Source organism: Bradyrhizobium sp. USDA 372 (assembly GCF_053629095.1).
Genome location: NZ_JBRJHR010000001.1, coordinates 1,788,326 through 1,805,899, shown reverse-complemented (window position 1 = coordinate 1,805,899; position 17,574 = coordinate 1,788,326). Strand labels below are relative to the sequence as shown.

Sequence of the window (17,574 nt, the reverse complement as noted above, 5' to 3'; positions counted from 1 at the left end):
CCGCCTTGCCTTGGGCATGTGGCTTGGCGACGTCGCGAATGCAATTCGCGAACGCTGGCGCGACCGGGCTCAGCATTCGACCCTTCAAGGTGAAGACCGCCGTTGGCAGGTGCCACCGCGGCAATGCGACGAATAGTGCCTTCGGCAGATCGGCTCCGGCCCGAACCGCAGCGCCGAGCCAGTCCTGATGGAGGACGCTTGCAAAGGGGCGGTCGCAGAAAAGCTACCGCCGGCGCGCGACCGCGACGCCAAACAGGAAAGCGACGAACAGGCTCGCAAGCGGTGCTTCGCGCGTGATCGCGGCGACTGTCGCGAGTGCCCCGCCGGGCTTGCGCGATTCCTCGACTGCGGAGGTCAGGCGGTCGACCGCTGCGTGCAGGCCTCCGGCGACTTCACCGATGGTGCGGGAGACGTCCGCGGCCGTATCGATGGCACGCTCGGCCATGCCGGGCTGGGACGTGGATTGCGGTATCTCCGTGCTCAAGGGCGCGACCTCCAGGCGTGTTGATGGAAGCCGGCACCTTTGGCTATCCGCGCGAGCGCTCGTTCTGAACAGCGGGTCTTGATGACCTTTGGCTATCCGCGACAGGCGCCGTGATTGACGGCGGGTGCCGGCCTTGGATGGGCAATTCAGCGCAGGGAATTTTGTTCCTGACGATATGCCGGCGGCTCGCGAGCTCCCCGGGAAACGACGGGTGCGAATCTCTGTTAGGCTGGGTCAACCTTGCTGATGTCAGGAGGCAGCCGTGACCGACCGGACCATGACGGATCGAGCCCGGCGCATCGCCTTGCTCGGTGCTCCCATCGACATGGGGGCTTCGCAACGCGGCACCTTGATGGGGCCCGCGGCGCTGCGCACCGCCGGCCTTGCGACATTGCTGGAAAGCCTTGATTTCGAGGTCGTTGATTATGGCGATCTGTCGGTAGCCGAAGTCCTGGACCTCACCGACAGGCCGCCCGAAATGGCCAATCACTACCGCGAAATCCAGCGCTGGACCCGCGTCCTGAGCCGCAGAGGCTATGAGATCGCGACAAGTGGTGCGCTGCCGATCTTTCTCGGCGGCGATCACACGCTGTCGATGGGGTCGGTCAATGCCATGGCGCGTCATTGGCAGGAGCAGGGCCGCGAACTCTTCGTGCTCTGGCTCGACGCCCATGCCGACTACAACACGCCGGAGACGACGATCACCGCGAACATGCACGGCATGTCAGCCGCGTTCCTGTGCGGCGAGCCGGGCCTTGACGGCCTGCTCGGCGACGATCCGCGCGCTTCGATTCTCCCGGACAAACTCGATCTGTTCGGCGCGCGTTCGATCGACAAGCTCGAAAAGGAGCTGATGCGCTCGCGCCGGATCAGGATCGTCGACATGCGCCAGATCGACGAGTTCGGCGTCGCCGTCCTGATCCGCCGCGTCATCGAGCGCGTCAAGGCGAGCAATGGCGTGCTGCATGTCAGCTTCGATGTGGATTTCCTCGATCCCTGCGTGGCGCCGGGCGTCGGCACCACCGTGCCGGGTGGTGCCACCTATCGCGAGGCGCACCTGATCATGGAACTGCTGCACGATTCCGGCGTGGTCGGATCGGTCGACATCGTCGAGCTCAATCCGTTCCTGGACGAGCGCGGTCGGACCGCGCGCACCGCGGTCGAGCTGATCGGCAGCCTGTTCGGCCAGCAGATCACCGACCGGCCGACGCCGAGCAATGCCATCGCGCCGGGCGAGTGAAGCGGCGCCTAGGCGACAGCTGACAGCTCGATCCTCATTTCGGGAAAAAGTGGCAATACCTCGGAACCTTGCCGTGATTGGTGGGTTCTCGCAGGCCGCGCGCTGCGGCGCGGAGTGGCCGTCATGCCGATCATTCGATACTTCGTCTTTGTCGGCGGGCTGCTCCTGGCGCTGATCTTCGCGGCGGAGCGCTATCTTCCGGCGCCGCTGGCACGGGCCGATACGCCCGAACCCGCCAAAACGACGATCCGGATCCGATCGGCGACACCTCTTCCGGAGAAGATCGTGTTCGACACTCGACCGCGTGCCGACCTTCCGCAGATCGCGCAGGCCGAGCCGCCGCTCGAAGCGCCGCCGCAGCCGATTCGCGAAGCGATGGCCGCCATGCCTGCAGCACTTCCTGCCAAGACCAAGCAAGAGCCGCCCGCCGGTCGATCCTGGCAGAGCCGCCCGCAGGCCAAGCGCTCGGCAAGGCTATCGAGACGAGCGCCCGGACCGCGGCTGGCTTTCGAGAGGCACGGCCCCTTCTTCGGAGATTGGTGAGCGAAACCGCCCCCTTCGAGAGAAAGGCCCGGACCATTTCGAGCGCGGCCCGCGACGCGCCGAAAGGCAATCTGATCAAGAGGCAATCCGATCAAGTCGCCCTGAATCATCAAATGGTCGAAGACCGGGAAAAAGCGGAAACCTTGGAAGCTGTCCTTGAGTTGGCACGCGACGAGGTTCGGTTTTCCGGAGAGCGGGGATGGTCGACGACATCGCCTTGAAGAACGCCGCGGACATCGCCTGGACAGTGTACCGGGCGCGGCATCCCGAGGTCGCTGCCGACGACACCCGGCGTTGTCTGCTGGAACGCCATCTGCAGAGGAGATGGGAAGAGCACCGAAGCGATACCGAAGAGCTTGCCTGCTTCGGGATAGCCTACCTGCACCGACTTCCCAGGGATGAATGTTGAGGTGCTTGAAGATGCTGGTTGTCCGCCTGGCCCGCGCGAGCACGAGGCCGAGTTGGACCCTGCTCGCGATTTCATTTCTCATCTCAGCAATCATCGTGATGGCTTTGCGCGTCGTGTTCGACGCTTAGAGCTTGCGCCCAGAGTGCCCAGCCGGGAACAAGTGGAATATCCAGACGTTCTTGGGCGGGCATCCATCGGGATGCCGGCTCACTGGAGGAGACGATCGATGAAAACCACTTTTGCCGCAGCTCTGATCGGCAGCGCTTTGATCAGCGGTGCCGCATTGGCGCAATCCGCTCAGCCGGCTGATCAAGCGGCTCCGGCTGCCACCGCGCGGCCGGCCGACAAGATGATGCTGAAGGACAATTGGCGCGCCTCGAAGCTCATGGGCCTGAACGTCTATAACGAGGCCAATGAGAAGCTCGGCGACATCAACGAGCTGCTCGTCGACAAGAGCGGCAAGATCAACGCAGTGGTGATCGGCATCGGCGGCTTCCTGGGGATGGGCGAGCACGATATCGCCGTCTCCATCGACAAGCTGAAGTTCATGGAAGAGCCGGTCCGGACCAGCTCGACCAGCAACTCGCCCGCCTCGCGCGAGACCACGACCGGTGCGGCATCGACGAATGCCACGAGCCGCAACACCAATGATTGGGTACCCGACCATGCGGTCATGAGCGGAAACAAGGAGCAGCTGAAGGCGCTCCCGCAGTTCAAGTATTCGGACTATAACTAAAGACCGATTGCTGATGGATCCGAGGGCCTCCGAATGGAGGCCCTCTTTTGTTGGGCTCTCGCACACCATGAATCTGCCCCTGTGCCGGCTCGGGAACCTGCTCACGGCAGGGGAACCGGAGGGCGCTCGACCGAATTAACCTGCGAGAGGAAAAATGCGGATCCTTCGATGACAAATGCTAGCCTCGCGCATTCCATCTCCAACGCTCTCCGCCATCCCGGCGTGATCGCGCTGATCGTGGCGGGTGTGACGATTGCGGCCATGCTGATCATCGACCACGGGCCGTGGAGCCGGGCCAAGACACAGCCGGCCCATGTCGCGATGTTTGCGACCACGGGCGAAGCGGCACGGGCCGCCGGCGCCATGGTGCTCCCGACCGATCCGAAGTCGCCGATCGAGCCGCAGCGGCCGAAGACCTCTCCGACCGTCAATCCCGTGACGCCCTAACGCGCGATGCGATGAGGCTTGATCGCGCAACGACGGAGGTGCGCTCCCTCTCCCGCTTGCGGGAGAGGGTGCACCGAGACCGTGGCAATCGATTCGACCTAATGCCATTCCGCTCAGCTCTTGCGGCCGTAGTTGAGGAGCCCGCCACTGGTCTTCGGCGGATGGGCACGCAAGGCTTCCTCGTTCGGCTCGGTGCCCCAACCAGGCCGGTTCGGGATGATGAGATGGCCGTTCTCGATCTCCGGCTCGTGCGTGAACAGCTCGCGATCCCAGGATAGACGATCGATGTCGATCTCCATGATGCGCAGGTTCGGCACCGCGGCGCAGAAATGCGCGTTCATCATCGAACAGAGATGGCCGTAGAAATTGTGCGGGGCGACGTTGACCTCGAAGGCTTCGGCCGCCGCGGCGATCTTCATCGACTGCCAGACCCCGTTCCAGGGCGTGTCGATGATCGCGACGTCCATGGCCTGCGCCTGGAAATACGGCAGGAATTCACGCAAGGAGAGCAGCGTCTCGCAGGACGAGATCGGGTGCGGGCTTTGCCGGCGGATATAGCCGAGCGCGTCCGGATTGAAGCTGTCGATCTCGACCCAGAACATGTCGAGGTCGGCAATGGTGCGCAGGATCTTCAGATAGCCTTCGGTCTTGGCGTTGAAGTTGCAGTCGAGCAGGATGTCGACGTCGGGGCCGGCGCCGTCGCGGATCGCTTCCAGGTGCATGTGCAGGTCGCGCAGGATCTTGCGGTCGACGTTGATCTCGGGCGCGAAAGGTGAGCCGAAGCCGGGGCGCCAGCCGGTCGGCTTGCCCTCGTCATAGGAGAAGATGTTGGTCTTGAGCGCGGTGAACTTCTTCTCGCGCACTTCGCGCCCCATGGCATTGACGCCGTCGAGACTTTCGATCGGCGGCTTGTACCAGGACGGGTGATTGATGCGCCAGGTGGCGCAATGCGACCAGTAGACCCTGACACGATCGCGGATCTTGCCGCCGAGCAGCTCATAGCAGGGAACACCGAGGGTTTTCGCCTTGGCATCGAGCAGCGCGTTCTCGATCGCTCCGAGCGCTTGCGCCACCACGCCGCCGGCCGCGGGACGCGTTGCCGCGAACAATTCGGCAAAGATGCGCTCGTGCTGGAAGACGTTCTGCCCGATGACGCGGGCGGAGAGGCGCTGGATCGCGGCGCCGACGCCGGGCGAGCCAAAGCCTTCGTCGAATTCGCTCCAGCCGACGATGCCGTCCTCGGTCGTCAGCTTGACGAAATGATAGTTTCTCCAGCCGGCATCGCAGGCGAGGATTTCGAGGCTTGTTGCTTTTGATGATTTGGTCATGTCGCTCCCTACTCGCCCGGCCGGGCTTCTTTTTTCGGCCCGATCTCAGGCCGGGCCCGGACCGCATTGTTAGGCCAAGCGCGGGGCCGCGGGAAGGGCGCTAGGATGCAACGCGGCAGCGCGTCCGAAGCAGCGCTTGCGTCAGCCAATCACCGACGAGCCGAGCAAAGCGAGAACGGCGAGCGCCATCAGCGCGGTGCCGAGCCAGCCCAGCGCGATCAGCCAGGAGCGGGCCCTGAAGCGGCCCATGAGCGCGCGGCTCGAGACGATCAGCATCATCATCGCCATGATGGGGACGGCGACGATGCCGTTGAGCACCGCACTCCACACCAGCATGTGGATCGAGTCGATGCCGGTGAAGCCGAGGCCGAAGCCGATGAGGGTCGCCGCGGCGATGATGGTGTAGAAGCCGGCCGCTTCGTCCGGCTTGGCCTCCAGCGTGGCGCGCCAGCCGAAGATCTCGGCAACGCCGTAGGCGGCCGAGCCCGCCAGCACCGGAATCGCGAGCAGGCCCGTGCCGATGATCCCGGTCGCAAACAGGGCGAAGGTGAAATCGCCCGCGAGCGGCCGCAGCGCTTCGGCCGCTTCCGTCGCCGAGCCGATATTGGTGACACCGTTGGCGTGCAGGACCGATGCGGTGGTCAGGATGATGAAGAAGGCGATGCCGTTGGAGAGCAGCATGCCGGAGACCGTGTCCATCTTGATGCGGTCGAGCTCGTGACTGCCGCCGCGCTTGAGCTCGCGAAGCGGCTTGTCGCGCTTGCCCTGGTTCATCTCCTCGACCTCCTGCGAGGCCTGCCAGAAGAACAGATAGGGGCTGATGGTGGTGCCGAGCACGGCGACCACCATGAGGAGATAGTCGCTGCTGACGTTCACCTTCGGCCACACCGCGGCGAGCAGCGCCGTGCTCCAGGGAATCTGCACCGTGAAGGCGGTCGCGACATAGGCGAACAGCGCCAGTGTGAGGAATTTCAACACCGGCGAATAGCGGCGATAGGGCAGGAACACCTGCAGCAGGGTCGAGCCCGCCGCGAAGATCAGCGCGTGCTCGTGGTTGAGGCCGCCGATCACGAGCGAGAGCGCCTCGGCCATCGCGGCGATGTCGGCGGCGATGTTGAACGTGTTCGCGGCGACCAGCATCGAGACCAGCGCCAGCACAGCCCAGCGCGGTGCGACCCGCATGACGTTGGCGGCGAGGCCCTTGCCGGTGACGCGGCCGATCTGCGCGCTGACGAGCTGGATCGCGATCATGAACGGTGTGGTCAGAAACGCCGTCCACAACAGACCGTAGCCGAATTGCGCGCCGGCCTGCGAATAGGTGGCAATGCCCGACGGATCGTCGTCGGCAGCTCCGGTGACGAGGCCGGGCCCCAAGCGTTGCAGAAGCGTTGGCGCGGATTTCGTCGGGGTGAGGGCGCTGTCGCTCATGAATGGGCTCGAACGGTGCGGACGTCGTCATAGCAAATGCGAATCAAGGAACATAAGTTCCCGCTGCCGCCGCCGGCGGCTGATTTTCGAAAATGCTAAGTGAGTTTGCTCCGTCGGGCAAAACAGGTCTAGATTGCCATCATCGGCTACTTGATGCTGACGAACATGCCCCAGGCGGCGGCCAGCGCGGCGCCGGTGAAGAGGACCACCGGATTGTTGCAGAACGTGCTGCCATAGCTGCACACGTCCGCACCGAACTGGCCGAGCTCGTGACGGCTCGCGGAATAGAACAGTCCCGACAGCACCAGCAATGCAGCGGCGACGTAGTACATGGGAGATCTCTCCGGCTTGCCCCGTCCAGGCGACATGTCCCAGCATGAGGCGAAGAGATTTCACTTCGCCCAATCCGCTTTGCGGCATTTGAGACAAAGTTAAAAGGCCCCGCATCGCGGGGCCTTTGTCGTGTCGGAGGTTTGCTGCCCTATCGCCGCGAGCCCACGCCGTAGAGTTCGCGCTCGCGGCCGATATCCTCCGGCGACAAGGGCGGGCTGGCGGCGTCGAAGTCGGTCCAGCCGGACTTCTGCCAGGCGGCGCTGCGCTCTTGAAGGTTGACCGATCGCTCGTGCAGGAGCGCATCAAGGCGCGCGCGGTCCTGGTCCGGCACCTTCGCGGACACCAGCGTGCCGCCGCGGCGGACGCCCTCGGCATAACGCGATGCGTCTTCCCTGGAGACGCCGGCCTCGGTCAGCGCGCCGATGATTCCGCCGGTGGCCGCGCCAGCCGCCGCGCCTGCCGCGGTCGAGGCGAGCCATCCGGCCGCGACCACCGGGCCAAGGCCGGGGATGGCCAACAGGCCAAGACCCGCGAGCAGGCCGGCGGCGCCGCCGAGCCCGGCGCCGATGCCGGCACCCGTGCCGGCGCCTTCGGCGCGATCGTCGACGCCGTCGCGGTCACGATCGACCTTGCCGGAGCGTGAGCCGTACCAATTGTCCGAATTGTTGGCGACGAGGCTGATGTTGGAATGCGGCACGCCGGCGCTTTCGAGCCGGGCCACGGCCCGCTCGGCATCGGCGTAATTGTCGTACAGGCGAGAGATGGTGGTCGTCATGTCTGGATCTCCTGAATTCGCGGATTACTTGGCGGGGTTGACGTTGCCCTGGAAGTCGACGCTGACGTCTGTCTTGGTGCCGGCCTTGTCGGCCTTGCCGCGCCAGACGCCGTTGTCGTCCTTCTGCAGGCCGGAGACGTTGGAATATCCCGCGCCCTCGATCCGCGATTTCGCCTGTCCTTCGGTGAAGCTGTTGCGGCCCGCGACCGGTGCGTTGGAGTTGTTCTGGTCGGAGCTGTTGACCGCGTTGTTGCCCGGCCCGCTTTGCGCCGGCTGCGACTGGGCGCCCGCGGGCACCGAACCGAGCAGCAACAAGGTTGCGGCCAGCACTGTCAGACGTTTCATGTTGTTGTCTCCTGCAAGTGATTGTGCCGGCGACAACAGGTGAGATTCGAAATGGTTGCTGTTGTTTTGGAGGAGTTTGCTGCGGCGCTTTGGCCGCGACAATGTCGACCGAGCTGCGGCCGCCGCTCGACCGACGCCTGCTACTTTGAAGATTGCACAGACTCGGCCTGGCCCTTGGTGGGCTCCCACGGCGCCGGAAGGATCACGCGAATGGGACGGGCTTCGGTGGCAGTTTGAACCACCGGTGGAGCCTGATCCTTGACGGGCTCAGCCAGCGCCACGCTGATCAGCGCAGCGAGCACCGCCAGGGAAGTCGTCACGAGCCGCAAGTCGAGCATCGAAGCCTCCTGTTCGCGCACCAACGCAATCAGCCGGAATTGGTTCGGGGAATGACCGGGAACAACTGGCAATTTCTCGGGTTTGTACAACACACGCCTGGATCGACCGGGCTGCTGGAGGAGGACACCGTGAATATCAAAGCAATCATTGCTGCCGCCGTGCTGACGTCAGTTGCGGCTCCCGCGTTTGCGCAAACGTTCTACGTGGTTCAGGACGTCAAGACCAAGAAGTGCACCATCACCGAGTCGAAGCCGACGACCACGGAAACGACGGTCGTCAGCGGCGACACCGTGTACAAGACCAGGTCGGAAGCCGAGACCGGCATGAAGTCCGTCAAGGTCTGCACCTCGAACTGAGGAGGCAAGCGATGCCCGTACTTCTGCTTTGGGCCGTCCCGGCCGTGATCGTTCTCGGCGGCGGCATCTATCTGATCGGCCACATGCACTGAGACGAAGGTCTCACCCGAGCCTTGCGCTCGAAACCAGGCCCGCGCGGAGCGATCCGTCGCGGGCTTAACTTTTGCTAAGTTCACCTCGCAAAGCCCGTGCTATGGCCCGTCCGCCACGGATAGGAACTTGGTCCGCCTCGGCCGATTGTCGTCGCACTTGAATGAACGGGTGAGCCAGCTCCAACCATGCAATCACGCTATCCCTTGCTGAAGAGGTGGACAGCGGACGAGCATGAGCGGCTGAAAGCGCTGGCCGAAGCCGGACGCCGGCCCGACGAGATTGCGGCAGAGCTCAATCGGAGCGAAGCGGCGGTGCGGGTGCGGGCCTGGCAGCACGGCATTGCGCTAGGCACCGGCACTTCGAAGCGCGGCAAATAGCGCGCGCTGGTGCGGACTAGTCAACGCTCGGTCAGAGGGTCGATGTCTGCTTTACCCGCGACGCGGCGGCCTTGCGCTGAACGCTTCATCTCGGCGCGCACCGGCGCCCGCGAGAGTCACATGCTGTCGGGGGCGGTGCCTGCTGCTGGAATCTCACGCGCGGATTGATATCGCAATAGCTGGTCCACCGTCCCGATGCCGAAGCCAGGCACTGCTCCCTCGTCTCGTACATGCATTCGCCGGGGGGGCCAGCATGGCCACCGAAGACGCACCAGGGATAATCGCGGGCGTTTGCTGCTGAAGAAAGCTCCATCAGCAGGACCCCAATAAGCAAAGCGAGTCGCATTTGACCCTCCATCATTTAGAGCCGACGGATTATAGAACATCCCGGAAAGGGGTGGTGCCTCAAAAGGCAATCCGCAGGCCGCCAGCCATCAACCAAGGAAAGTCGCTACTTCCGCCTCTTCAATCGCCTGGTCGTCGCCGGTCGAATGTTGATTCAAGTCAATGGTTATCCCCACCCTTGGAAATCAATGGCCCCGGATGCCGCTTGGTCCTAACAGGAGATGAGCATGCGGATATTCGCTCTCGCTGCTGTGCTGAGCCTGACGCCGGCTATGGCCTTCGCCATCTCCGAGTGCAGGGTCACCGGTAACCCATCCGTGTTCGGCGTGGACATGACGGCCTACTTCGCGGTCAGGTCGGGCGAAACGTGCAATTTCCCGATGCGAATTCCGGGAGCGATGCATAGCTCCGGCGTGTCCCGGAAGCCCGCGCACGGGAAGCTCAGACAAGTCAACGTAACGACGTTCAGGTACACCGCGGCAGCCAATTACAAGGGCACCGATACGTTCGCCATCTATGGTGAAGGAAAGGGTCCATACGGCTCTGGCAAATCGGTCATGACGGTGAATGCGACGATAGAGTAGCAGCCATCGGAGGGGCGTTGTCACTGACGCGCCTCCTCAGGAGGAGGCTCATCGGCGTCAGTGCTGAAACCTGCATCCACGCATTCCGGCCTCGTCCTGAGGAGCCCGCCTCACGCGGGCGTCTCGCAGGAACGACAGCGCACCGATTTCGTTGTGCTCGTCTTCTACACAGGAAAGGATATCGATCATGGACCGTGAACATGTGAAGGGCGCCGCCGACAAGGCAAAAGGCGCGATCAAAGAAGGGGCCGGCAAGCTCACCGGCGACAAGGATCTGGAAGCTGAAGGCAAGTTGGATAAGGCCAAGGGATCCGCCCATAACGTCGCTGGAGATGTGAAGGACGCAGCGCGGGACGCCTCTGACGCCCTCAAGAAATAGGCAGAAAAGGAAAGTCTGAAACTAACCGCCCCAGGGCGGCTTTCCGTTTCTGTCAAGCCCACGGCAAGCGCGAGACCCGTTCAGGTCATTCGCCGGTCGATTGGGGGCGCGTCCGCAACCGGGTGAGGCAGCATGATCATTGCCCTCTATGCTGGTGCGGCCATCATAATGGCTGGCGGAAGCCTCTATTTCGCTTGGCGAGATGTCGGCTTCCGCAAATTCTTGGCAGGCGCGTTCTTCGTATCGTCGGGCATTTTGTTTTATCTCTATCTCGCCGACGTTTCGGTGCCTCTGTTGGGAACAGATTTTGTCGCGAGTCCGCAGGTCAGCGGTGGCCGTTCCATTGTCCATCTCATTCTATTTTTGGTCTGCTTCTATTTTGGCTTCCTCAAGCCGCCGAAGGCCTAAGACAAGCATCAATGTTCGGACTTTGGCGAGACGTGAGAAAGAGAGAAATGGGTTGTGATCGGCGAAAGCGAGAGATCAGCGTTCAATTGTGCACACAAGCCGGCCGAAGGCGCGGTGCAGGGCGCTGACGAAACACGGCTGAAACAATGCTGAAACCAGATCGTCCTGAACTCGGCGCCCGCCGGCTCCGACCAACGTAGCGAAACGGAGAGAACAATCATGATCCAGATCGGTTCGAAGGAAGAAGTCGCGCTGCTGCTGGCGCTGTTCGGCACCCATACCCAGAAGGTAGAGCGGCCGAAGCCGAAATCGCAGCAAAGGTGAGAGACGCCATGCCCGGTTTGGCCGAATGCCAGAGCCTGCTACGGCTCCTGATCGCCAGGGGCGATCCCAAGGCCATCCCGCTTGCCAAGGGCGCCATCGACCAGTTTCTGAACACGGCACCTGTGAGCATGCGCGGGCGCGGCCTGCGCGTGCTGCAGCGCGACGCACTCGACCAGCACGACGCCGCGGTCGGCGTGCAGCGCTCGTTCGCCGAGACGGTGGACGCCTATATCGAGCGCAAGCTCGCGGAGGAGTAGCCGACGCAAGCTGGCCCGGCGCGCGTCTCTGCTGTGTTCCCGGAACCAGTTGATTCCAAGGGAAATTTCGTGCCCTTTAGAAACCTTTGCTCGTCCTCTGCACTATAGCGGGCAGAGGATTACGGTCATGACCCGATATTACTTTGACCTTCGCGACGACAAGGGAATTGCGCTGGACGAGGAGGGCCTGGAGTTGTCCAGCGCGCGCGCAGTTCAGGCCGAGGCCGCCAAGTCGGTTGCCGACCTGGCGCGCGATGCGGTGCTCTCCGCGCCGCTCACCGGCGACCGGCAGGAGATGGCGATCGAGGTGCGCGATGCGAGCGGCCCTGTCATGCAGGTGAAGTTCAACTTCCAGATCGAGGATCTCAGGTCGGGACCGAAGTCACGCGGTCATTGACGGGTCAGCGTCGGCCGGGACGGCTCGTGCAACGGCGGCCGAGACTGCTCGGAGTCCAGCACCGCGATCTTTCGGCCGAGCTGCCAGACCTCGACCTTGCCGAGCCGCGTGAACCGCTGCGCAAAGCTGAGGGCGGAGGAATCCGAGGGAGCTTCGAACGCTTCGGCGGAGCGGAAGACGCCATCCTCGCCGATGAGATAAGCGCGATATTGCATCATGTCGGCGCCCTCAGGCCGGGCGAGCGCAGCCAGGCGTCGATCTGCATGGCGGTTTCGTCCTGCCGCGCCTGGCGCAGCAGCCTGTCGCGGCGGCGGCCGGGCGTCAGCGTGCGGGCTTCCTCGCGGCAGCGCGCGGCTTCGTCCGCGAGTCTTTCGGTCAGGGTTCTGGTCTGTTTGAAACGACGTCTTGTCAGCATGGCGCTGCTCCCTCGTTTGAGGTCGGGCGGGAGCGCAATCGGCGTTCTCATCACCGATCGATGCCACGGGCCTTGCGGTGATGGATCAAGCTTACGCCGCTGGCAGAGGCGAGTCACATCATTTGATATGTTGCGCGGATTAATTTTCGCGAGAAGCTTGAGCATGTTGAGCGGCTTACTCATTATGTGTCCCGCGAGTCCTAAAGTTCAATATTGAACCAAAGCGACCTGTGATAGTTGTGGTGACATCACCGGCCGAGGCTCTGCCCGTAGGCGTCGGTGGCTGAGAGACCGAGCGCGCTCCCGCCTGCAAAGCAAGGGAGCATCGCGATGCCCGTCTATCGGCCGTTGCCTGTCGACCACGACCAGGCCGAACACATGCGCCAGATCGTGCGCGAAAGCCGCGAGCTGTTGAAGCAGCCGCCACCCGATACGTTTCTGGGACGCAGGACGCACGAGCCCTTCGGCCCGGGCACCGACGCTACGCCGAACGAGGAGCGTTGACCGTCAGCGCAATCGCGATCGCCGGCGAGAGGCCTGATTGCAGCGTGCGGGTTTGCGCGGCGTCGTGACAGATGGCTTGTGCAATTGCGCACTCGCGGATCAGGGCGAGGCGAAGCCGCTCGGCTTCGCGGAGGGCGGCATCGGCGCGCGCCAACAGGGGATCGTCGGTTGATCCATGCATGGTGAGGGAACGCGGTGTGTTGACGCTTGTTCCTGGTGGGGCTGCCCGGGTGTGTGGCGAACGTCGCGGCGCCCGTGAGGACGGCGCGCGGTCTTCGTTGATGTTTGCGTGAACCCCTTTTCCGCGAGTGCTATTGCGAACCGCCCTTGCAGTGCGGCGCCAATGCTGGGTCGGCCGCCAGTCCGCTTCAGAGTTTGGGTATAGTTATCTTGCGGAAATCTGGCGCGAGCGAAAAACGTCGATTGACATTGTTCTCTATTTGTTCTAATGAGGCTTTACGTTTCAACCTCTGGGCGAAAAACTAGGTTTTGGGCTCACCGGGATTTTCTGCGGGGGTTAGTTGATGAGTGGCTCGCTTCTTTCTCTGGTCTTGTTGAGCAGGCCGGTGACGCCCGACATGTCAGCAGTCGCCAAAGCCCTTCACCTCCGGCATCCGGAGTTGGCAACAGAGGCGACCAACGGTGAAGAGTCGCAACCGGCTCAAGCGAATTCGCCGCTCATCCGTTGCGGCAACGAGCTCGTTGCGGTCATGTCGATGCCGGCACCCATTCCGCAGGATCCCGGGCTTTGGGCGCGCGCTGCGCGAACCTGGCCGGAAAGCGAGGCTGTGGCAACTGACCATCAGGGCCACATCATCGTCTCGCTGCTCGGAAAAAGTGAGCGGCCGCTGGTCGCCGCCCGCCTTACGACTGCGGTCATCGGTGCGTTGATTGCCACCGTGCCGGAATGTTGCGGCGTGGTGTGGGCGGGGCGGGTAGCGCGGGCTGCCGATCTATGGCTCGAAACGTCGCGGTGGTCGCTCGCACCATATCCGGACTATCCCTTCAGGCTATGGGTTGACATTCTTCCGTTCCGGTCAGGTGCAAAGATCGGAGCGATCACCATGGGATTGTCCGCCTTCGTCGGCCGTGAGATCGAATTCGTGACCGGTAAGCTTGCGCTTCCGGCGTTGTTCGAGAAGGTGGCGGGACTTTCCGTGTATCTGATCGAGCACGGAAACGTGGTGAAGGACGGCGATACAATGGGAGCGAGTGCGAGCGAGCGGATTGCAGTGCGCTACAAGAACTCTGATGTCTTCGGAGATCTGCCGGTATTTTATTGTACGGATGATCCCACGTAAGCGGGCATCGTCAGCAGATTGCGGCGTTGTGTGGAAGCTGTTCGAGGGCGATCGTTGACACGTCGGGCAAAACACTGGCAGAATCGCATCATCGAAAGAGTCCGAACGAAGCTCGCGCGACGCCGCGGGCTTTATTTTTTGAGTGGTTCACCGTGGCCTCGGCCGGGTGTCGTTGCAGGCGCGATGTTCAACGAGGCTCAGTTATGACGGACCAGAACGCGATTCCTGTTGCGAAGCGACCCCGAGCACGCAAGCGCCGCTTCTACGAAATAGGTCCCCAATTTCGCTCTAGGAGGCGGGCTGGGTTATTGGCTTGAAGACGAGAGTGTCCTTCCTCCGCACGGAGTCCGTCGTCTGCCGGCTTCCACCCCGCCGATACCTTACGTCTTCGATAAATCGGTCGGTCAACTGCCATGTGATCTCGAGGTCTGTTTTGCCTGGTGGCTCGTTTCGGACCGGACAAAGGCGCTCTTCGAGAAGCTTGACCCGGAGGCCTTTGTATTCGTGCCGTGCGATGTGCGAAATGACGCGCGGTCACTATGACGGACCGAAATTTTGGCTCTGCGATGTCGTCCGCGTACTCGACGCGCTGGACGAATCGCAATCGCGCCTGCGCATCGGAATCCGGGACGATATCCGCTTTCTCGACCATGGCCAGAAATACTACGAGTTCTTAATCTTCGGAGGCAAACTAGTCTTCAGAGAGCAAGCAATCGGCAATGCTCATATTTTCCCTATGGCATGCCAGAATTCTGCTGTCATATGCGATCAAGAGTTCAAAGATGCCTGCAAGGTCGCGGGCCTCAAGAGAATTTGGTTTCGAGACGTATTGAAAATCTGAGTGTGGCGACAGGCCATGCTGTTGTTCGGAAGACAGAACAGCCGCGATTCTATATCCGTCGAGACCTCGAATAAAAGGCCATGTGTTCCGATGAGCAGCAAGCAGGCAAAGCAGAACAAGCGCTCCTCATTGCGGAAACGCAAATTCTACAGAATGGAGTTCTATCGAACAGGCAACCCAAGTGGTTTCGAGATCACTGATGATGGCCCCTCTCTCCTCGACCCCGGGCACTTGTCAGATTTTGCTGGGCCGACGCCATGCGTCACGTTCAATCCGCGAGGGCGCCGGCCTCTGGATTCTGAGCTCTGGTATGCATTCTGGCTGATCTCTGATCGCGCTAAGACCGTGTTTGAGGCCGTCGACCCAGAGGCGTTTTCCTTCGTCGCCTGCGACGTGCAGGTTTCGAACGGGGTCTGGGATGGGCCGCGCTACTGGTTCTGCGATGTGCGTCGTGTTCTGGACGCATTGGATGAGGAGCAATCGCGGTTGAACATCGGGATTTGCGACGATCCAGGCTCTGTAGATTTCGGCCAGAAAGTCTACGATTTTTGGGGTGACGTCGAGCTCGTGTTCAATGACGAATTGGTTGGCGATGCGCATGTATTTAGAATGGCGTACGCCATAGATTGTGTCATATGTGACGGAGCCCTGAAGGATGCCTGGAGGTCGGCAGGCCTCAGGGGCATGTTGTTCGAAGACGCGTCGGATCTCCCTCTGATCCCGCGCCGAACATCTTAAAGGTGCTCTTTGCCGATTGTTGTTGGGCTCGCTGCGGTGGTGGACGAGTGCAAGATGTTTTTGTTGACATTGTTCCCTGTTTGTTCTATTGAATGTTTCAGCCTGTGAGCGAGGCGCGTGTCTCGCCCGAAGCGCTCGGCGGGGCAGTTCATGAGTAACTCGTTTATTAGTTTTGTCTTGCTGGACCGACCGGTCACGCCCGACATGTCGCTCGTCGCCAAGATCCTTCGCGCGCGACATCCTGATTTGATGACGGAGCCGAACGATCCAGGCGAGCGACAGGTCAAAGCAAGCTCGCCGCTCCTTCGCTGCGGCAACCAGCTTGTTGCCGTCATGCCGATGCCGACCCCGATACCGGACGATGCCGGTCTGTGGGCGCGCGCTGCCACGATATGGCCGGAGGGCAAGGCGGTGGCCGCCCGGCATCGCGGTCACCTGGTCGTCTCGGCGCTGGCAAAGAACGAGAAGCCTCTCGTCGCCGCGCGCATCACCACCGCGGTGGTCGGCGCGTTGATCGCCGCTATGCCGGAATGTTGCGGCGTGGTTTGGGATGGCCGGGTGGCGCGACCGTCCGGCCTTTGGTTGGAAGAGTCGAGCCGCTCCTTTGCACCGTTTCCCAGCTATCCCTTTACACTGTGGGTCGACATTCTTCCCTTCCAGTCGGATCGGAAGATCGGCGCGATCACTGTCGGCTTGTCCACCTTCGCAGGTCGCGAGATCGAGTTCGAGACCGCCAAGCTGACGCTGTCCGAACTGATCGACAAGGTGGCAGGACTTTCCGTGTATCTGATCGAGCATGGAAACGTGGTGAAGGACGGCGACACGATCGGTGCAAGCACAACCGAGCGGATCGCGGTTCAGTATCGGAATTCCCAAGTCTTCAGTAGGGTGCCCGTGTTTTCATGTTCGGATGAGGTCGCAGACTCTTTTCGATGAAACTTTCAGAAATGCAGCCCCCCTTGGTGCGCCCCCCAGCCCATCAATTGACACGTCGGGCAAAACACCGGCAGAATGGCATCATCGAAAGATTTAAGGATCGAGCCCGCGGGATTCCGCGGGCTTTATTGTTGAGCGCCCATCGTCACGAGGAACGAAGACGAAATTCTGCAGGCAGAATGGACGTCGAAATGATGAGCGATGCGAACGGAGAGATCGTCTATGGCTACGCCCTCTGATGGAAGTCGAAAGAGAAAGGCGCCAAGGCTCTATCGCATCAAACTGAATTCCAGGATTAGCAAGCCCCCCGGGTGGGAATTGGAGAATTTTGCCGCCTTGGGCATCGGCCGCGTGCTCCGGCCGCCGAGAGGCAAGCGAGGCTTTCCTTCGCTATCCGAAACGCCAAGGCTGCTGATTGACAAATCGCTTGGGAGGCCGCCGGTCGATTGGGAGATGTTTCACGATTTTTGGCTCGTATCCGATCGAATGAAAAGCGTTCTCGAAGCCGTGGATCGAGAGGGGGTCGCGTTTCTGAAGTGCGAAACGCGGTCGCTGAAGGGAGATGCGCCGGTTTATTGGCTTTGCGATGTCGTGCGCCGACTCGACGTCATTGACGAAGAAAAATCGATCGTCGAAGTCCTGGACGATGGGACAGATTACCGGCGCTACAATGGCACGGCAATTTCCCGCTATGTCTTCCGAGAAGAGGCTATCGGTTCGGCTCATATCTTCCGGCCACGCTTTTTGGAGCAGTGGATTCTTTGTGATCAGGTAATGAAGGGCGCCTGTAAGGCTGCCGGTGTGCGAGGCCTAAGCTTCGGATATGCCTACGGCAACTACGAAGGGCTTGATCCCTAGTTTCCGCACCTTGAGATAGGTAGAGATCTGACTGGCCCGTTCTTGGCTCGTCTG

31 protein-coding genes are annotated in these 17,574 nt (G+C 61.9%); 20 read left to right on the top strand and 11 right to left on the bottom strand.

Features of this window, described 5'->3' with window-relative positions; translation table 11 throughout:
• Window positions 1-223: 223 nt before the first annotated feature.
• A complete protein-coding gene (locus AB7M16_RS08855; protein WP_172785475.1) occupies window positions 224-484 on the bottom strand; it encodes a hypothetical protein in 261 nt (86 codons plus the stop codon).
• Between the two features lie 262 nt (window positions 485-746).
• Here AB7M16_RS08855 and rocF point away from each other — a divergent pair, with 262 nt between their 5' ends.
• From rocF to AB7M16_RS08825, 6 genes are all read left to right on the top strand, one after another.
• Window positions 747-1,724 (top strand): arginase, encoded by a 978-nt coding sequence (gene rocF, locus AB7M16_RS08850; protein WP_172785474.1) that lies wholly within the window; start codon window positions 747-749, stop codon window positions 1,722-1,724.
• A 123-nt stretch (window positions 1,725-1,847) separates the two neighbouring features.
• On the top strand, window positions 1,848-2,267 hold the full coding sequence (locus AB7M16_RS08845) for a hypothetical protein (protein ID WP_212255383.1): 420 nt from the start codon (window positions 1,848-1,850) through the stop codon (window positions 2,265-2,267).
• Entirely contained in the window at window positions 2,264-2,488 is a 225-nt protein-coding gene (locus AB7M16_RS08840; protein WP_453943677.1) for a hypothetical protein, read from the top strand. The genes AB7M16_RS08845 and AB7M16_RS08840 overlap by 4 nt, the downstream gene beginning before the upstream one ends.
• Complete coding sequence (locus AB7M16_RS08835) at window positions 2,467-2,676, top strand: hypothetical protein (protein WP_260380102.1); 210 nt, start codon at window positions 2,467-2,469, stop codon at window positions 2,674-2,676. Before AB7M16_RS08840 ends, AB7M16_RS08835 begins: the two co-directional genes overlap by 22 nt.
• A gap of 226 nt (window positions 2,677-2,902) precedes the next feature.
• Window positions 2,903-3,412: a PRC-barrel domain-containing protein gene (locus AB7M16_RS08830; protein WP_172785471.1), complete on the top strand. Its 510-nt coding sequence runs from the start codon at window positions 2,903-2,905 to the stop codon at window positions 3,410-3,412.
• Window positions 3,413-3,580: 168 nt separating this feature from the next.
• A complete protein-coding gene (locus tag AB7M16_RS08825; protein ID WP_453943676.1) occupies window positions 3,581-3,859 on the top strand; it encodes a hypothetical protein in 279 nt (92 codons plus the stop codon).
• A gap of 113 nt (window positions 3,860-3,972) precedes the next feature.
• On the opposite strand, the gene AB7M16_RS08820 is transcribed toward AB7M16_RS08825, so the two are convergent.
• The 6 genes from AB7M16_RS08820 to AB7M16_RS08795 all read right to left on the bottom strand — a co-directional run bounded on the left by AB7M16_RS08820 (window position 3,973) and on the right by AB7M16_RS08795 (window position 8,496).
• Window positions 3,973-5,187 carry a mandelate racemase/muconate lactonizing enzyme family protein gene (locus AB7M16_RS08820; protein ID WP_453943675.1) on the bottom strand — a complete coding sequence of 405 codons (1,215 nt, stop codon included), beginning with the start codon at window positions 5,185-5,187 and terminating at the stop codon, window positions 3,973-3,975.
• Window positions 5,188-5,328: 141 nt separating this feature from the next.
• Window positions 5,329-6,615, bottom strand: coding sequence for an NRAMP family divalent metal transporter (locus AB7M16_RS08815; protein WP_453943674.1), 1,287 nt, complete (start codon window positions 6,613-6,615; stop codon window positions 5,329-5,331).
• Between the two features lie 146 nt (window positions 6,616-6,761).
• Window positions 6,762-6,947: a hypothetical protein gene (locus AB7M16_RS08810; protein WP_025037635.1), complete on the bottom strand. Its 186-nt coding sequence runs from the start codon at window positions 6,945-6,947 to the stop codon at window positions 6,762-6,764.
• A 149-nt stretch (window positions 6,948-7,096) separates the two neighbouring features.
• Window positions 7,097-7,723 (bottom strand): hypothetical protein, encoded by a 627-nt coding sequence (locus AB7M16_RS08805; protein WP_260380100.1) that lies wholly within the window; start codon window positions 7,721-7,723, stop codon window positions 7,097-7,099.
• 24 nt (window positions 7,724-7,747) lie between these two features.
• Window positions 7,748-8,068, bottom strand: a complete 321-nt coding sequence (locus AB7M16_RS08800) for a hypothetical protein (RefSeq protein ID WP_172785466.1) — start codon at window positions 8,066-8,068, stop codon at window positions 7,748-7,750.
• A 140-nt stretch (window positions 8,069-8,208) separates the two neighbouring features.
• A complete protein-coding gene (locus AB7M16_RS08795) occupies window positions 8,209-8,496 on the bottom strand; it encodes a hypothetical protein (protein ID WP_260380099.1) in 288 nt (95 codons plus the stop codon).
• A 39-nt stretch (window positions 8,497-8,535) separates the two neighbouring features.
• Between AB7M16_RS08795 and AB7M16_RS08790 the strand changes: the two genes are divergently transcribed.
• Both AB7M16_RS08790 and AB7M16_RS08785 read left to right on the top strand, forming a co-directional pair.
• A complete protein-coding gene (locus tag AB7M16_RS08790) occupies window positions 8,536-8,763 on the top strand; it encodes a hypothetical protein (RefSeq protein WP_172785464.1) in 228 nt (75 codons plus the stop codon).
• Window positions 8,764-9,041: 278 nt separating this feature from the next.
• Window positions 9,042-9,233, top strand: a complete 192-nt coding sequence (locus tag AB7M16_RS08785) for a Myb-like DNA-binding domain-containing protein (RefSeq protein WP_172785463.1) — start codon at window positions 9,042-9,044, stop codon at window positions 9,231-9,233.
• An 85-nt stretch (window positions 9,234-9,318) separates the two neighbouring features.
• Here the strand turns inward: AB7M16_RS08785 and AB7M16_RS08780 are convergent, their stop codons facing one another.
• Entirely contained in the window at window positions 9,319-9,579 is a 261-nt protein-coding gene (locus tag AB7M16_RS08780; protein WP_453943673.1) for a DUF3551 domain-containing protein, read from the bottom strand.
• 226 nt (window positions 9,580-9,805) lie between these two features.
• On the opposite strand from AB7M16_RS08780, the gene AB7M16_RS08775 reads away from it, so the two are divergent.
• From AB7M16_RS08775 to AB7M16_RS08755, 5 genes are all read left to right on the top strand, one after another.
• Window positions 9,806-10,162, top strand: a complete 357-nt coding sequence (locus tag AB7M16_RS08775; RefSeq protein WP_453943672.1) for an Ig-like domain-containing protein — start codon at window positions 9,806-9,808, stop codon at window positions 10,160-10,162.
• 187 nt (window positions 10,163-10,349) lie between these two features.
• Complete coding sequence (locus tag AB7M16_RS08770) at window positions 10,350-10,541, top strand: CsbD family protein (RefSeq protein ID WP_172785461.1); 192 nt, start codon at window positions 10,350-10,352, stop codon at window positions 10,539-10,541.
• A gap of 132 nt (window positions 10,542-10,673) precedes the next feature.
• Window positions 10,674-10,949: a hypothetical protein gene (locus AB7M16_RS08765; protein ID WP_172785460.1), complete on the top strand. Its 276-nt coding sequence runs from the start codon at window positions 10,674-10,676 to the stop codon at window positions 10,947-10,949.
• A gap of 332 nt (window positions 10,950-11,281) precedes the next feature.
• Window positions 11,282-11,530 (top strand): hypothetical protein, encoded by a 249-nt coding sequence (locus AB7M16_RS08760; protein WP_172785459.1) that lies wholly within the window; start codon window positions 11,282-11,284, stop codon window positions 11,528-11,530.
• Window positions 11,531-11,657: 127 nt separating this feature from the next.
• Window positions 11,658-11,927: a DUF6894 family protein gene (locus AB7M16_RS08755; RefSeq protein WP_260380096.1), complete on the top strand. Its 270-nt coding sequence runs from the start codon at window positions 11,658-11,660 to the stop codon at window positions 11,925-11,927.
• Here the strand turns inward: AB7M16_RS08755 and AB7M16_RS08750 are convergent.
• Window positions 11,921-12,145 (bottom strand): hypothetical protein, encoded by a 225-nt coding sequence (locus AB7M16_RS08750; protein ID WP_172785458.1) that lies wholly within the window; start codon window positions 12,143-12,145, stop codon window positions 11,921-11,923. The two genes, AB7M16_RS08755 and AB7M16_RS08750, sit on opposite strands and share 7 nt — an antisense overlap.
• On the bottom strand, window positions 12,142-12,342 hold the full coding sequence (locus AB7M16_RS08745) for a hypothetical protein (RefSeq protein ID WP_172785457.1): 201 nt from the start codon (window positions 12,340-12,342) through the stop codon (window positions 12,142-12,144). Before AB7M16_RS08745 ends, AB7M16_RS08750 begins: the two co-directional genes overlap by 4 nt.
• A 330-nt stretch (window positions 12,343-12,672) precedes the next feature.
• Here AB7M16_RS08745 and AB7M16_RS08740 point away from each other — a divergent pair, with 330 nt between their 5' ends.
• Complete coding sequence (locus AB7M16_RS08740) at window positions 12,673-12,846, top strand: hypothetical protein (RefSeq protein WP_453943671.1); 174 nt, start codon at window positions 12,673-12,675, stop codon at window positions 12,844-12,846.
• Here the strand turns inward: AB7M16_RS08740 and AB7M16_RS08735 are convergent.
• A complete protein-coding gene (locus AB7M16_RS08735; protein ID WP_212255397.1) occupies window positions 12,824-13,000 on the bottom strand; it encodes a hypothetical protein in 177 nt (58 codons plus the stop codon). The genes AB7M16_RS08740 and AB7M16_RS08735 overlap by 23 nt on opposite strands.
• A gap of 370 nt (window positions 13,001-13,370) precedes the next feature.
• On the opposite strand from AB7M16_RS08735, the gene AB7M16_RS08730 reads away from it, so the two are divergent.
• The 6 genes from AB7M16_RS08730 (at window position 13,371) to AB7M16_RS08705 (ending at window position 17,520) form a co-directional block, all read left to right on the top strand.
• On the top strand, window positions 13,371-14,147 hold the full coding sequence (locus AB7M16_RS08730; RefSeq protein ID WP_260380092.1) for a DUF4261 domain-containing protein: 777 nt from the start codon (window positions 13,371-13,373) through the stop codon (window positions 14,145-14,147).
• 300 nt (window positions 14,148-14,447) lie between these two features.
• Window positions 14,448-14,690: an imm11 family protein gene (locus AB7M16_RS08725; RefSeq protein WP_453947143.1), complete on the top strand. Its 243-nt coding sequence runs from the start codon at window positions 14,448-14,450 to the stop codon at window positions 14,688-14,690.
• Window positions 14,671-14,988 carry an imm11 family protein gene (locus AB7M16_RS08720; protein ID WP_453943670.1) on the top strand — a complete coding sequence of 106 codons (318 nt, stop codon included), beginning with the start codon at window positions 14,671-14,673 and terminating at the stop codon, window positions 14,986-14,988. Before AB7M16_RS08725 ends, AB7M16_RS08720 begins: the two co-directional genes overlap by 20 nt.
• 15 nt (window positions 14,989-15,003) lie before the next feature.
• Entirely contained in the window at window positions 15,004-15,726 is a 723-nt protein-coding gene (locus AB7M16_RS08715) for an imm11 family protein (protein ID WP_453943669.1), read from the top strand.
• A gap of 150 nt (window positions 15,727-15,876) precedes the next feature.
• Window positions 15,877-16,662 (top strand): DUF4261 domain-containing protein, encoded by a 786-nt coding sequence (locus AB7M16_RS08710; RefSeq protein WP_212255403.1) that lies wholly within the window; start codon window positions 15,877-15,879, stop codon window positions 16,660-16,662.
• Window positions 16,663-16,863: 201 nt separating this feature from the next.
• Complete coding sequence (locus AB7M16_RS08705) at window positions 16,864-17,520, top strand: imm11 family protein (RefSeq protein ID WP_453943668.1); 657 nt, start codon at window positions 16,864-16,866, stop codon at window positions 17,518-17,520.
• Window positions 17,521-17,574: the final 54 nt, after the last annotated feature.